Annotated in this window: 12 protein-coding genes and 1 pseudogene; 4 read left to right on the forward strand and 9 right to left on the reverse strand. The window is 66.6% G+C overall.

Annotated features, from left to right (window positions below):
- Window positions 1–7: 7 nt before the first annotated feature.
- From AC1DV8_RS17195 to AC1DV8_RS17210, 4 genes are all read right to left on the reverse strand, one after another.
- Window positions 8–853, reverse strand: a complete 846-nt coding sequence (locus AC1DV8_RS17195; protein ID WP_477158286.1) for a class I SAM-dependent methyltransferase — start codon at window positions 851–853, stop codon at window positions 8–10.
- A 25-nt stretch (window positions 854–878) separates the two neighbouring features.
- Window positions 879–1,553, reverse strand: coding sequence for an outer membrane protein (locus tag AC1DV8_RS17200; protein WP_477158287.1), 675 nt, complete (start codon window positions 1,551–1,553; stop codon window positions 879–881).
- A gap of 142 nt (window positions 1,554–1,695) precedes the next feature.
- Window positions 1,696–2,550, reverse strand: a complete 855-nt coding sequence (locus AC1DV8_RS17205) for a TIGR01459 family HAD-type hydrolase (RefSeq protein WP_477158288.1) — start codon at window positions 2,548–2,550, stop codon at window positions 1,696–1,698.
- 15 nt (window positions 2,551–2,565) lie between these two features.
- Entirely contained in the window at window positions 2,566–3,798 is a 1,233-nt protein-coding gene (locus tag AC1DV8_RS17210) for an EAL domain-containing protein (RefSeq protein WP_477150539.1), read from the reverse strand.
- A gap of 206 nt (window positions 3,799–4,004) precedes the next feature.
- On the opposite strand from AC1DV8_RS17210, the gene AC1DV8_RS17215 reads away from it, so the two are divergent.
- Entirely contained in the window at window positions 4,005–5,435 is a 1,431-nt protein-coding gene (locus tag AC1DV8_RS17215; RefSeq protein ID WP_477150538.1) for a sigma-54-dependent transcriptional regulator, read from the forward strand.
- A gap of 6 nt (window positions 5,436–5,441) precedes the next feature.
- Here the strand turns inward: AC1DV8_RS17215 and AC1DV8_RS17220 are convergent, their stop codons facing one another.
- On the reverse strand, window positions 5,442–5,627 hold the full coding sequence (locus tag AC1DV8_RS17220) for a hypothetical protein (protein ID WP_477150537.1): 186 nt from the start codon (window positions 5,625–5,627) through the stop codon (window positions 5,442–5,444).
- The gene (locus AC1DV8_RS17225; RefSeq protein ID WP_477158289.1) at window positions 5,618–6,769 is read right to left on the reverse strand and encodes a glycosyltransferase; all 1,152 of its coding nucleotides are present in this window, start codon (window positions 6,767–6,769) and stop codon (window positions 5,618–5,620) included. Before AC1DV8_RS17225 ends, AC1DV8_RS17220 begins: the two co-directional genes overlap by 10 nt.
- A 274-nt stretch (window positions 6,770–7,043) precedes the next feature.
- Here AC1DV8_RS17225 and AC1DV8_RS17230 point away from each other — a divergent pair, with 274 nt between their 5' ends.
- The 3 genes from AC1DV8_RS17230 to bglA all read left to right on the forward strand — a co-directional run bounded on the left by AC1DV8_RS17230 (window position 7,044) and on the right by bglA (window position 10,898).
- Window positions 7,044–7,331, forward strand: coding sequence for a co-chaperone GroES (locus AC1DV8_RS17230; protein WP_055884854.1), 288 nt, complete (start codon window positions 7,044–7,046; stop codon window positions 7,329–7,331).
- A gap of 56 nt (window positions 7,332–7,387) precedes the next feature.
- The gene (gene groL, locus AC1DV8_RS17235; RefSeq protein ID WP_477150535.1) at window positions 7,388–9,028 is read left to right on the forward strand and encodes a chaperonin GroEL; all 1,641 of its coding nucleotides are present in this window, start codon (window positions 7,388–7,390) and stop codon (window positions 9,026–9,028) included.
- 211 nt (window positions 9,029–9,239) lie between these two features.
- Complete coding sequence (bglA, locus tag AC1DV8_RS17240) at window positions 9,240–10,898, forward strand: beta-galactosidase BglA (RefSeq protein WP_477158351.1); 1,659 nt, start codon at window positions 9,240–9,242, stop codon at window positions 10,896–10,898.
- Between the two features lie 330 nt (window positions 10,899–11,228).
- Here the strand turns inward: bglA and AC1DV8_RS17245 are convergent.
- The 3 genes and pseudogenes from AC1DV8_RS17245 to AC1DV8_RS17255 all read right to left on the reverse strand — a co-directional run.
- Window positions 11,229–12,320, reverse strand: a pseudogene (locus tag AC1DV8_RS17245) (ATP-binding cassette domain-containing protein); the annotation flags it as partial.
- Window positions 12,304–13,122, reverse strand: a complete 819-nt coding sequence (locus tag AC1DV8_RS17250) for an ABC transporter permease (RefSeq protein ID WP_477150534.1) — start codon at window positions 13,120–13,122, stop codon at window positions 12,304–12,306. The pseudogene AC1DV8_RS17245 and the gene AC1DV8_RS17250, both read right to left, overlap by 17 nt.
- Window positions 13,119–13,973 carry an ABC transporter permease subunit gene (locus AC1DV8_RS17255; RefSeq protein WP_477150533.1) on the reverse strand — a complete coding sequence of 285 codons (855 nt, stop codon included), beginning with the start codon at window positions 13,971–13,973 and terminating at the stop codon, window positions 13,119–13,121. Before AC1DV8_RS17255 ends, AC1DV8_RS17250 begins: the two co-directional genes overlap by 4 nt.
- Window positions 13,974–14,003: the final 30 nt, after the last annotated feature.

Below are 14,003 nucleotides of genomic sequence, written 5' to 3' on the forward strand. Positions count from 1 at the left end.
GTGGGTTTCATACGCGCTCCAGAACCGCGAGCGGGCAGCGCCCGGCCAATTCATAGCTGCCCGAGGCGGCAAATGCGACGAAGCGGACGGATGCCGGCAGCGCGGACAGCAGCTCGCCACCCGTGGGAAAGCAATAGGTTTCGGCGGAGCCGCGATAGATATCGATGGTGTCGATATCCTGCCGGGAGATGCCGGTTTCGGCCACGAATCGCGTGCGATCCGGCACCTCTCGTTCGAAACGATCACGGATGGTGGCGACAGGCATGACCGGATCGCCACGTTCGTGCGCCAAGGCCATGGCCAGCCGCCACTTCAGCGCGCCGAACGAAATGATCTGACGAGCGCGGGCCGCTTCGAAGACCGCAGCCACGGTCTCGCAATCGTCAGGGGTGCGATAGGTGCGGAACACCATGCGCGCGCCCGGCACGACGAAGCCGGCGACGCGATCGAGGACCGCCGTGACCGCCGCGAGCGAGGGCAGCGAGTTGAGGCTCCCGTCGCCAATGCAGGTGGTGAATGAGGCAGGCGGAAAGGACATGACGCGCCAGTCGGCGCAAAGTGCCCGGCGGTGTGGGGTGTCTCCGGGCCAGCGGGAGGCGATGACGCTGGGGTTGCGCTCGACGGCAGTGACGTCCTCGGCGAAATCAGCCAGCTGGGGCGTTGCCCCCAGCAACAGGCCCCTCGCGGTGTGCCCGACGATGGCGTCCTGGTACGCGGCGGCGATCGAATCGTCGACGAACAGCGGCGGACCGAGGCGAGGCGCCGGTTGGTAGACCGCGGCCCAATGGGCGTCTGAGCGCGATGACATCAGGTTTCGACCGATGCGCTGCCGGACCAGGCAGGGGAGGCGCAAGGCGTCCCGCTGCCCGCTTCGACGATCAGAACTTCCAGGTGACGCCCGCCGTCAACGTGAAGGCCGAGGCGTCCGCCTCGTAGCTCGCAAACGACCCGGTGAAGGTGTGCGAACCGAAGTTGTAGTAGAGGCCCTGCAGGCGGACACCAACCTTGTCGGTGAGCATGGCTTCGACGCCGGCACCGGCCACGAGACCAAGCTTCAGCTGGTGCTCACCGCTGCTGTCGGGCAGGATATCGGAGTCAAAGACATAGCCCACGGTCGCGGTGCCGACCGCGAGACCTGCCGTGGCGTAGAACAGCAGATTGTCGACAGGGATACCGATACGACCGCGAAGGCTGCCCAAGGCATCGACGGACGCCGAAACCGTCAGGCCCTCGCCGTCGCTGATGAACGTGGCACTGTCGTTGCAATCGAGGAAGTTGAAGTCGGCTTCGGCACCGAGCACGTAACCATCCATCTGGATGTCATGGCCGGCGAACACTCCGAGGACAAGGCAGCTGTCCGTGAGCGAAACGTCTTCGACATCGAATACGAAGTTGTCGATCGCCCAATCGGAATTCAGGCCGGCGATGCCAAACTGGGCGCCGACATAGGTCCGGTCCCAGGTGTCCGTTCCGGTGCTACCGCCCAGGTCGAACGCCAGCGCGCCCGTGGGGACCAGGGCGCAGACCGCGCCAGCCAAAAGCAGATTCTTCATACCCGTGCCGCCCCGCAGAAGATCAACTGGCGCAGAGTAATACAGCCGCGGGTGATTTTGCAGATGGCCGGCAGCCGAAAACATCACCGACCTCACATACTTGCGACGATTTGCACTGCAGGTGTAGCGCCCGCGCAACAAGCTACCAGCTCAGCCGCGGCATAAACCCGGCGACAGTGGCGCCGCTCGGTTCGACGAGGCGGCGGATAGCTTCGGAATCGGGGTTGCCGAAGGCGTCGAGTTCGGCGGCGTGGATCGAGCCGGTGATGAACAGGAGGTCGAGCCCTGCCCCGGCGGCGCCGATGGCGTCGGTGCGGACCGAGTCGCCGATGGCGAGGATGCGGGAGCGGTCAACCGGCTGGCCGGCTGCTTTCTCCGCGAGGCGCAGCGCTTCGGAGTAGATCGGCTTGTAGGGCTTGCCGACCATGACGATCATGCCGCCGCGGGCCTCGTAGAGATCGGCCAGGGCGCCGCCGCAATAGATGAGCCGGTCGCCGTGTTCCACCACCCGGTCGGGATTGGCGGCGATCAGCGGCAGGTTGCGGCTGAGCCAGAGGGTAATGCGATCATTGTACATGTCCGGCGTGTCGTCGTCGGTGTCGAGGTCGGTGACGACCACGGCTTTCGCCGACTCCGCGGCGCCGATGGTGATGTCGAGACCCTCGAACAGGCTGTCGTTCTCCTTGGGTGGGCCGACATAGTGGACGGTCTTGCCGCGATAGCCCTTGAGGATGACGCGGGTGGCGTCGCCGGAGGTCACCACGTCGTCATAGGCTTCGTGCGAGACGCCGAAGCCATCCATCATCTCGATGATGGGGCCGGAGGGGCGCGGGGCGTTGCTGATGAGGACGACACGGCCTCCGCCACGGCGGTAGTTCACCAACGCCTCAACGGCCGTAGGATGGGCAGCGACGCCGTTGTGCACGACGCCCCAGATGTCGCTCAACACCACATCGTAGCGAGGGGCGATCTCGCTCAGTCCATCAAGTGCCTGCATTGTAGATCCAGTCTGTTAGGCTTGCGCCTCGACGCGGCGCCCGGCATCGCGCGGGCGCTCGACCACGAGGTCGGGGCGCACCGGGCCGGGCCGGCCGATGTGGGGGCCCTGCACCAGGCTGATGCCATCTTCGAACAGGCTGAGCAACTGCTGCTCGTCGATCACCCCGGTGCCGCAGAGCTCGATTTCGAAGCGCTTGGCGTAGGGCGCGATGTCGGCGGTGTGGAAATCGGTGAAGGTCTGCGGCTGGCCGAGGAAGCGGGTGGCATCGAAGCGGACCGAGCCGAAGCCGAGGCCCTCGAGCTCGGCGAAGTCGAAGCGCAGCGAGGTGGCATCGGTGAGCACGAACCCGGCGCCGGCCTTCCTGAACTCGTAGAGCGCGCGCTTCTCCGACGGGCCGAGCGGCTTCCATTCGGTCTGGCGGATGGCGAAGTTCAGCGACGAGGTGATGGCCTGGTTGGCGACCAGCGTCGCGGTGACCTGCTCCAGCGCCTTCTTGTCGAGGATGGTGGCACGGCTGAGCGGCAGGAACAGCCGGATCGGCTGGCCGGCGGTCTTGGCGCGGCGTGCGATGGTGACGGCTTCCTCGAGCGCCATTGCCTCGATACGGCGGATCAGGTCCTCGCCGCCGCGGCGCGGCATGAAATCGGGGGCATCGGCGAGGCCCCCGGCGTCCTGCATCAGGCGCGGCACGAGGTCGTAGCCGAGTGGCTTGCGGGCCGGCAGGATGACGATCGGCTCGATGTGGAACACCAGGCGGTTGGCATCGAGCGCTGCGCGAAGTTCGGCCTCGGGGATCAGCGGATCGAGGAAGATGTCGTCATCAGCCGGCGGCGGCTCCTCGACCAAGGCGCCGCGGACCGAACCGCCATCGGCGCGGCGGGCTTCCTCGAACTCGGCGAGCGCCTCGGCGAGCTGGCGGGTGACGGTGCCGAGCACCGAGATATCGGCTTCGATGCCATCAAGGCGGTTGCCGGCATTGGTGTCGGCGATGGCGTTGACGCGCTGGCTCAGCACTTGCCCGGCCTTGGCGTCAGTGGAGAGCAGGCGCGCCAGGTCCTCGACGGCGCGCTCAAGCCGCGCTTCGGAGCGCTGGCGCAGGCGACGTTCCATCAGCACGACGGCGATGGCGCCGAAGGCCATGGCGGTGACGAAGGCTTCGATGGGCGAAAAGGTCAGCCCGAAATACGCCGCGGCCGCTACGCCGAGCGTGGCCAGCGCGATGAAAATGTAGACGAGGCCTTGCACGTACGCTCAGGCTCCCAGGATGGCCAACACAATTCGACGCATCCCGTCATAGCATCGGGCGCGTGGCGCTGAAAGGCGCGGGAGAGAGGCAGGTGTGGCTAACCACGCGCTTTGGCGCGTTTTCGCACCGATCGCCTGGAACGCTTTATTTACCCAGTTCGTCAACACTCCATTCAGCACAGCCACGTGCCCGAGGACTTGTCGCCATGCCCGCTCCCGGCTTCGGCCAGGAAACTGCCGCCCGCATTCTGCTCGTCGATCGCGACGCGGCGGGTTGCAGCGCATTGATCGAAACGCTGAATGGCTGCCTCGTGGTGGCGCCGGCTATTGCCGAAGCCCGCAACGGACGGCAGGCGGCGGATCGGCTGCGCGCCGAACGCTACGATGTGCTGCTGGTCGACCTGATGAGCCTCGACGACCTGTCGGCGGAAGCCGAGGAGGCGGTAACGCGCCTGGTGCGGCTGTCGCAGGGCGCGCTGGTGATCGCGCTGTCGGACGGGGCTTCGGTGAGCGCGACGCTGTCGGCGCTCAGGGCTGGCGCCCATGATCATATTGCGCGGCCGCTCGGCGGGCGCGCCTTTGCAGCGCGGGTGGGCGAGCTGGCGCAGCGGCACGGCAAGACGCACGCGCTGTCGCTCGATCCGCGCGGCGCCGAGCGGACGGGACGCTATGGCGGGTTCGTCGGCGCCTCGACGCAGATGCAGGTGGTGTACGAGCAGATCGAGCGGGTGGCCGACTCAGCCGCTCCGGTGTTCATCACGGGCGAGAGCGGCACCGGCAAGGACCTTTGCGCCGAAGCGCTGCATGAACGCAGCAGCCGTGCACACCGGCGTTTCGTTGCAGTCGATTGCGCGGCTATCCCGCAGGACATGATGGAAGCCGAGCTGTTCGGCGTAGTCGGTGGCGCCATGGCCGGCGCGGACGAGCACAAGGGCGCGGCGGAGCTCGCCGATGGCGGGACATTGTTCCTCGACGAGATCGGCGAGATCGACCTCAGTCTCCAGGGCAAGCTGATGCGGTTCCTGCAGACCGGCACGATCAGCCGGCTGGGCGAAAGCGGCGTGCGCCGGCTGGACGTAAGGCTGATCTGTGCCACGCATCGCAACCCGATGCAGCTGATCGCCGAGCGCAAGTTCCGCGAGGACCTGTTCTACCGGCTGCACGTTCTGCCGATCCACCTGCCGCCATTGCGACAGCGCGCATCGGATGTCGCCGTGCTGGCGCGACACTTCCTCGACCGCTTCGCGGCCGAGGAGCGCAAGAGCTTCGCCGGCTTCACGACGGAGGCGGCGGCGCAGTTGATGGCCCAGGAGTGGCCGGGCAACGTGCGGCAGCTCGAAACGCTGATCCACCGGCTGGTCGTGATGTTCGACGGCGGCGAGATCGACGCCGAGATGCTCGCGCAGGCCGACCTCGACGGGCCGGTAGCCACCCCTCAGCAGCAGCCAGCGCTGTTGCCGCGTCGCCAGACCGTGCTGCCGATGTGGCAGCAGGAGCAGCGGATCATCGAGGAAGCGATCGAGAATTTCGGCGGCAACATCGCGCTGGCCGCCCAGGCGCTCGAACTCAGCCCCTCGACGATCTACCGCAAGCGACAAGCGTGGGCGGAACTGGAAGGCAAGAAGGGCGCGGCTTAGCCCGCCTCAAGCCTTCGTCAGCTTGTCCCGGAACTTCTTGGCGGTTGCGAAGGCCTTGTGCTCTTCGCCGAGCGCGGTGCCGGTCTTTGCCACCTTGCCGTCGGCGCCGATCAGTTCCCACGTCCATTTGGTATTGGGGCCGACGCCACCGGTGCGGCGGAGCTTGATTTCGAGTTCAGCGCTTACCGCCATGTGAACACCTTTGTAACAGAGTAGTTGAAGACCACGCTCATCAGCACGCCGAGCAGGCCCGCGAGGTAGAACGAGCCGTCATAGGCATAGATCCAGCTGGCGACGGAGACGTTGGCCAGAGCGCCGATGGAACAGACGGCGTAGAAGGTCAGCATGCCGGTGAGATAGCGCCAGCCGCGCAGCTTCTTGCTGGCGTAGGTCAGCTCGTTGTTGAGCACGAAGTTGAAGGTCATGGCGAGGATGGTCGCGGCCGTCTGCGCCCAGACGAAATTGAAACCCAGCCGCTCGTGTGTCAGCCACAGCGTCCCCATGTGGACGATGACGCCGAAGCCGCCGACGAGGCCGAAGAGCAGGAAGCTGGTGGGCAACAGGCCGCGGGTGAGCTTCGAAACGATCAGGCCCAGGAACTGGACGACGATGATCGGGCTCATCTTGCTCTCGCCGGCATGGCGCGGGCGGAAGGTATAGGGCACCTCGCCTATCCTGAGCTGCTTGCCATGGAGAGCGTGGAACCGGCCCGCCGAGACGATGATATCGAGCAGAATCTTGAATCCGTCGTCGCTGAGCGCAGGGGCCACCTCGTCGAACACCTCGCGGCGCATCAGGAAGAAGCCGCTCATCGGGTCGCTGAGCGTTTCGCCGGTCAAGACGTTCGAGAGCTTGGTGGCGAAGCGGCTGCCGGCCTCGCGAGTCTTGGAAAGTCCCTCACCGACGCTGCCCTGGCCGTCATACCGGGTTCCGACGACGATGTGGTCGCCGGCAATGGCCTTCTCCAGCATCTGCGGCAGGATGCGCTCGTCGTGCTGGAGGTCAGCGTCGATGACGGCGAAATACGGCGCAGCACTTGCGAGGATGCCCTCGATGACGGCCGAGCTCAGGCCGCGCCGCCCGAGCCGATGGATGCCGCGCACGTTGGGGTGCCGACGCGCCATGTCTCGTACCAGGTCATGGGTGCCGTCGGGCGAGTTGTCGTCGACGACGATGAACTCGAACGGTATGGAGCCGAGCGCCGCAGTGACCTTCTCGTACAGCAGCGCGATGTTCTCGCGCTCGTTGTAGCTGGGCACGATGACGGCCAGTTGCGGGGCGATCCAGGCTTCCGGGGATTTGCGGGTATGGCTATCGAATTGGACGACGGTCACGTCTGCTCCGGGGTAATTTCAGCCTCAGGTACCGCCAAGCCGGGCGCTTTGCAACTTACCATCGGTCGGGTTTACGGTTTCTGTCCGCACCCAAACGCATCGGCAAGCCTCCTGTTTCATGCGCTCGTCGCATAGTCGCCACATCGCCAGCGTATGGCTGCGCTCGTCCTTGACTCGTTTCGGGGCCCCTCCTATATCCCCACCCAGCCGTTAGCACTCCTCGATCACGAGTGCTAACAGGTGCGAAATCATTTAGAGGCTGATAGGAGCAAAAATGGCTTTCCGTCCCCTGCACGACCGCGTGGTCGTCCGGCGCGTCGACAGCGAAGAGAAATCGGCTGGCGGCATCATCATCCCCGATACCGCCAAGGAAAAGCCCTCCGAGGGTATCGTCGAGGCCGTCGGCCCCGGCGCCCGTGACGAGAGCGGCAAGGTCGTGGCGCTGGACGTCAAGGCCGGCGACCGAATCCTGTTCGGCAAGTGGAGCGGCACCGAGGTGAAGCTCGACGGCAAGGACCTTCTGATCATGAAGGAATCCGACATCATGGGCGTGATCTCGTAACCAGGCGCTTCGCCGGTTTCGACCACTCCCTTTTCAACTCGTAAGGAGCGCCTCCAATGGCTGCGAAAGACGTAAAGTTCTCCACCGATGCCCGCGACAAGATGGTCCGCGGCGTCAACATCCTCGCCAATGCAGTGAAGGTCACGCTCGGTCCGAAGGGCCGTAACGTCGTGATCGACAAGTCGTTCGGTGCCCCGCGCATCACCAAGGACGGCGTCACCGTTGCCAAGGAAATCGAGCTCGAGGACAAGTTCGAGAACATGGGCGCCCAGATGGTGCGCGCTGTTGCCTCGAAGACCAACGACATTGCCGGTGACGGCACCACCACCGCGACCGTGCTGGCCCAGGCCATCGTCAACGAGGGCGTCAAGCTCGTCGCTGCCGGCATGAACCCGATGGACCTGAAGCGCGGCATCGATCTGGCCGTGCTGGAAGTCGTCGACAACCTCGGCAAGGCCAAGAAGACCATTTCTTCGAACGCCGAAGTCGCGCAGGTCGGCACCATCTCCGCCAACGGCGAAACCGCCATCGGCGAGATGATTGCCAATGCGATGCAGAAGGTCGGCAACGAGGGTGTCATCACCGTCGAGGAAGCCAAGACCGCCGAGACTGAACTCGACGTCGTCGAGGGCATGCAGTTCGACCGCGGGTACCTCTCGCCGTACTTCGTCACCAATGCCGAGAAGATGGTTGCGGTGCTCGAGGATCCGGTGATCCTGCTGCACGAGAAGAAGCTCTCGAACCTGCAGGCCATGCTGCCGATCCTCGAAGCCGTGGTGCAGTCGCAGCGTCCGCTGCTGATCGTTGCCGAGGACATCGAGGGTGAGGCCCTGGCCACGCTCGTCGTGAACCGCCTCCGTGGCGGCCTCAAGGTCGCTGCCGTCAAGGCTCCGGGGTTCGGCGATCGCCGCAAGGCCATGCTCGAAGACATCGCCGTCCTCACCGGCGGCCAGGTGATCTCGGAAGATCTCGGCATCAAGCTCGAGAACGTCACTCTCGACATGCTCGGCACTGCCAAGCGCGTGGAAATCTCCAAGGAGAACACCACGATCGTCGACGGCTCCGGTCAGAAGTCCGACATCGAAGGCCGCGTGGCCCAGATCAAGGCGCAGATCGAAGAGACCACTTCGGACTACGACAAGGAAAAGCTGCAGGAACGTCTGGCCAAGCTCGCCGGCGGTGTTGCGGTGATCAAGGTCGGCGGTTCGACCGAAATCGAGGTCAAGGAGCGCAAGGACCGCGTCGACGACGCGCTGAACGCGACCCGCGCCGCGGTTGAAGAAGGCATCGTGCCGGGCGGCGGCGTCGCGCTGCTGCGCGCTTCGAACGCCATCACTGCCAAGGGTGCGAATTCCGACCAGCAGGCCGGTATTGCTCTCGTCCGTCGCGCTCTCCAGGAGCCAGTCCGTCAGATCGCCAACAATGCTGGCGATGAAGGCTCGGTCGTGGTCGGCAAGATCCTCGAAAGCACCAACCCGAACTTTGGCTACAACGCCCAGACCGGCGAATATGGCGACATGGTTGCCATGGGCGTGGTCGACCCGGTGAAGGTGGTTCGCACGGCCCTCCAGGACGCGGCTTCGGTTGCTTCGCTGCTGATCACCACCGAGGCGATGATCGCCGAAGTGCCGAAGGACGCGGCTCCGGCGATGCCGGGCGGCGGCGGCATGGGCGGCATGGGTGGCATGGACTTCTAAGTCCACGCAACGACATCCGACCTTTTCCCAAAGGTCACGAACGGGAGGGCGGTCCGCATGGGCCGCCCTTTCGTTTTGAGGTTTGCGCAGGGCCGCTGCGCATATCCGCGCGATTGACTCCGCCCCGCGCCCCGCGCCACACGTTGCGCACCCGCCGCCCACCCAGGAGTAACCCATGAGCGTTGTGCCGCCGATGATGGCCGTTCCGCCGATGACGGAGCAGAAGTCCGTGCCCGACCAGCCGCTCGACAGGGATTGGTGGCGTGGGGCGGTGATCTATCAGATCTATCCGCGCTCGTTTCAGGACCATAACGGCGATGGGGTTGGCGACCTGGTGGGGATCACCGAGCGGCTGGACTATGTTGCCGATCTCGGGGTGGATGCGATCTGGCTTAGCCCGTTCTTCACCTCGCCGATGAAGGACTTTGGCTACGACGTCTCCAACTACCGCGATGTCGATCCGATCTTCGGCACGCTCGGGGATTTCGACCGGCTGCTGGAGAAGGCACATTCGCGCGGGCTGAAGGTGATCATCGACCAGGTGATCTCGCACACCTCGGACAAGCATCCGTGGTTCGCCGAGAGCCGGCAGAACCGGACCAATCCGCGGCACGACTGGTATGTGTGGGCCGATCCGAACCCGGACGGCACGCCGCCCAACAACTGGCTCTCGATCTTCGGCGGCTCGGCCTGGACCTGGGACAGCCGGCGCATGCAGTACTACATGCACAACTTCCTCACCTCGCAGCCGGACCTCAACTTCCACAACGCGGATGTGCAGGACGCGGTGCTCGGCGACATGCGGTTCTGGCTGGAGCGCGGGGTGGATGGGTTCCGGCTCGACACGGTGAACTTCTATTTCGCCTCGCTGGGGCTCGAGTCGAATCCGGTGGTGAAACCGGAGGATTTCAACGCGTCCACGGCACCCGCGGTGAACCCTTACAATTTCCAGGAACACCTCTACGACAAGAGCCGGCCCGAGAACCTCGAGTTCCTCACCCGCATCCGTGCGCTGCTCGACGAGTATCCAGGCCGGACTTCGGTGGGCGAGATCGGGGACAGCCAGCACCAGCTCGAGGTGATGGCGCAGTACACGTCGGGCACCGACAAGCTGCACATGGCCTACACGTTCGACTATCTGGGCGGGGCGTTCGACGCCGGGCATTTCAGGAAGTCGATCGACCTGACCGAGAAGGACGCGCCGGAAGGCTGGATCTGCCTCGCGTTCTCTAACCACGACGTGGTGCGGCATGTGAGCCGGTGGATGAGCCATGGCGATCGCGAGGCGTTCGGCAAGCTGACGGCAACGATGCTGCTGACGATGCGCGGCTCGGTGTGCCTGTACCAGGGCGAGGAACTGGGGCTGACCGAGGCGGAGTTGTCGTTCGAGGACCTGGTGGACCCCTACGGCATCGAGTTCTGGCCGCAGTTCAAGGGCCGCGACGGATGCCGCACGCCGATGGTGTGGCAATCGTCGGCACATCTGGGTGGCTTCTCGACCGCGCCGCGGGCGTGGCTGCCGGTGCCGGGCGATCACCTGCTGAAGGCGCCGGACCTGCAGGAAAAGCAGAACGACTCGCTGCTGCACCACTACCGGGCGACGCTGAAGCTCCGGAAGGAGCACAAGGCGCTGGTGAAGGGGACGATCAAGACGCTCGACGCGCCGGAGGGGGTGCTGATGTTCACCCGCACGGCAGATGGCGAGACGTTACTTTGCGCCTTCAACATGACTGGCGGCCCGATCGTCGTCGGCCTGCCCGACGGGCTCGGGGTCAGGGGGATCGACGCTCCTGGCTCCGTCCCCGCTCCCGCCGGCGACGGCGGGCTCGACCTGCCGGCTTTCGGTGGATTTGTCGGGGCTGTCATCTAGCGCGGGAGCCGGTGGCTCTTCGACCGGCGGAGGGGGCTCAGGGGCTGCCGGCGGCGGCTCGGGTACTGGCGCCGGCGGCAGCGGCAGGGGATACCGGGCGGCGAGCAACGCCTGCGTCGCGGCATGCTCCGCGGCTTCGGCCAGCTCGGCGGGCTTGCCTCCTTCGACGATGTGACCGGCCTCGAGCACCAGGATGCGGTCGGCGATGAGGCGCAGCACGTCGAAATCACGGCTGCCGCAGAGCACCGTGAGGCCGTAGTCCGAGCGGACACGGTTGAACAGCACCAGGAACTCGGCCTGCTCGACCGGATCGAGACGGGCGGTCGGCTCGTCGAGGACGATCAGGCTCGGGCGGCTGACCAGAGCACGCGCCAGAGCCAGGCGCTGCAGTTCCATGGCGGTGAACTGACCCGGCAGGCGGTCGAGCACATCGGGCGCAACGCCGACAACACGCACCGCCTCGACCAGCCGATCGGCCTGCTCGTCGATCAGCAATTGCTCTTCGACCCGCAATGGCTCGGTGAGCGACAGGCCGACCGGCAGGTCCGGATTGAAGGCGGCGTGCGGGTCGGGGAACATGAAGCTGATACGGGCGCGGGCCTCGTGGGCGAGATCGCTGCCGCGATATGGCACCCGATCGAACCCCAGCTGGCCGGAGCTGGCGCGCCCGAGCCCCGCAACCAACTGCAGCAGCACCGACTTGCCGGCGCCGGCGCCGCCGAGCAGGCCGACGGCCTCGCCGCGACGGACCGACAAGGTAATGTTGTCGAGGGCGGTGCGCGGCGGCTTGCGGTTCCACAGGCGCGAGGCCGGATCGGAAAAGCGCCTGCTGACGCCGTGTAGTTCGAGCAGCGGCTCGCCGATCGGCGGACGCGCCATGGTGCGGGTACGGGGTTTGCCGGCGCCGATCAGCTCGCGCGTTGCGGCGTGCTGGGGATGCTCCTGCAGGGCAGCAGCCGGGGCGCGCTCGATGAGCTTGCCGTCGCTCAGGATGGCGGCCTCGAGCTCCATGGCGAGTGGCAGGCGGAAATCGCGGGTGAGGATCAGCAGGGCGATGCCGCGATCGCGGTTGGCGGTGAGCAGTGCGGTCAGCAATTCGCGCTGACCGGCAGGAGTGAGCGCCCTGCCCGGCTCGTCGCAGACGAGCAGCCGCGGGTGGTGATCGAGTTGGCGGGTGAGCTCGGCGGCGTCCGCATCGGGGCCGATGAGGGCGGTGTGAGCAGCCGGCAAGCCGGTGCCCTCGACGACTGCGCCCGAGGGAAGCAGGCCAGCGATCGCAAGTGCAAGCAGGGTCTTGCCGCTGCCAGCGCGGCCGACGATGGCAAGTACGGCGCCGTCGTCGAGAGCGAGGTCGATGCCGGCAAGTGGGCGCCGGCCGGCTACGGTGATGGCGAGGCCGGCGAGCTCAAGCAGCAGCGCCATGGCGCGCTCCCCGCAAACCGCTGGCCGCCAGCATCAGCGCCAGCGCCGTGACGACGGCGACCGCGCCCGGCACGATCATCAGCAAGGGACGGACCATCATGAACTGCTGGGCGTCGCGCAGCATCAGCCCGAGGCTGACGCCGGGCGGCAGCACGCCGAGGCCGGCGAAGGACAGGCTGACCTCGATGAGAATGGCTACCGCCAGCAGTTCGAAGCCTAGGGCACCGAGTTGCGGCAGCAGGCGCGGCAGCACGTGGCGCTGTGCCGCCGCCAGTGGGCGCAGGCCGGCGAGGCGCGCCGCGGCGACGAAATCACGCTGCCACAGCGGGGCCAGCACCTCGCGCGTGATGGCCGCCGCGACGACGACCCCCGGTAGGGCGATAGCGAGGAAAATGGTGAGGTTGGCGGGGGCGGCCAGGCCGGCGAACACCATGCCGATCAAGAGGGCGGGCGGCAGCATGGCGATGGCATGGGCGATGAAGGTGGCGGGGCCGCGCAACAGCGCCAGTGCGGCGCCGATGGGCACGCCGACGAGCAGGCTGACGAGGGTGGCGAACCAGGCGAGCAGGAGCGTTGCGAGCGTTGCGGCCATGAGGACGGATGCGCCGTCGCGGCCGGCGGCGTCGGTGCCGATCCAGTGCACCGCATCGGGCTCGGCGAGTGGTGTCAACAAGGCCGAGCCGTGCGGGGTCCAGGCGAGGGAGACCAGCGCGAGGATCGCGATGACTACCGCCAGCGCCCCACCGAGGACGACGCTCAGATTGACGCCGCGGCGCGCAGCGGGTGCAGCTTCGGCGGTCATTGCCGCACCGCCGGACGAAGTGCGGGATCGACGAGCACGCGCAGCAAAGCGAACAGCAGCATGCCGAAGGCGGCGACGAGGATCAGCAGGAACAGCGCGCCACGCAGCAGCGCGAGGTCGTGCTGCTCGGCGGCGCCGAGGATCTGGCGGCCGAGACCCGGCAGGTAGAACACACTCTCGACCAGCGCCGCGCCGATCAGCAGCGCGCCAAAGGTGCGGCCGAGGATTTCCGGGAACTCGGGCAGCGCTCGGGCGAGCCCGATCTGCCAGGTGGCCTGCCGCTCGGGAACGCCACTGGCGCGGAGGCGGAGGATATCGGCGGGCGGCGTATCAGCGAGATCGCGGCGGACACGCAGCGCCAGCTGGCCGGCATAGGGCAGGCCGAGCGCGAGGGCCGGCAGCAGCAGCGAGGCGAGTGCGCCGGAGATGTTGTTGCCCCAGGGCACGAAACCGCTGGCGGGCAGCAGGCGGAGCAGGCCAGCGAAGACCAGCGCCAGCAACATGCCGAGCCAGAATGGCGGCACGAGCGTGAGGACGGCCGACAGCGCGCGCACCAGGCGATCGACGAGCGTACCGCGATAGCGGCCGGCGGCGAGGCCGAGCCCAATGCCGAATGCCCCGGTGACCAGCAGCGCCAGCAGCACCAGCGGCAAAGTCACTGCAAGGCGTTCGCCGAAGCCGTTAGGGCCGGCGCCGGTGTCACCGATGAAGAGGCCGAGGAACCGCGCCCAGACGGGACGATCGACGCCACCCGCGTCCGGCAAGACGTCGAGGAGCAGGAACAGCACGACGGCCGCACCGACAACTGCCCCGACGAAAACCGCGAGCCGCGTGAGGACGAAATCTCTCATGCCCCGGCGCCCCAAGAACCGATCAAATGA

It is taken from the genome of Devosia sp. P3_B2 (assembly GCF_056402875.1).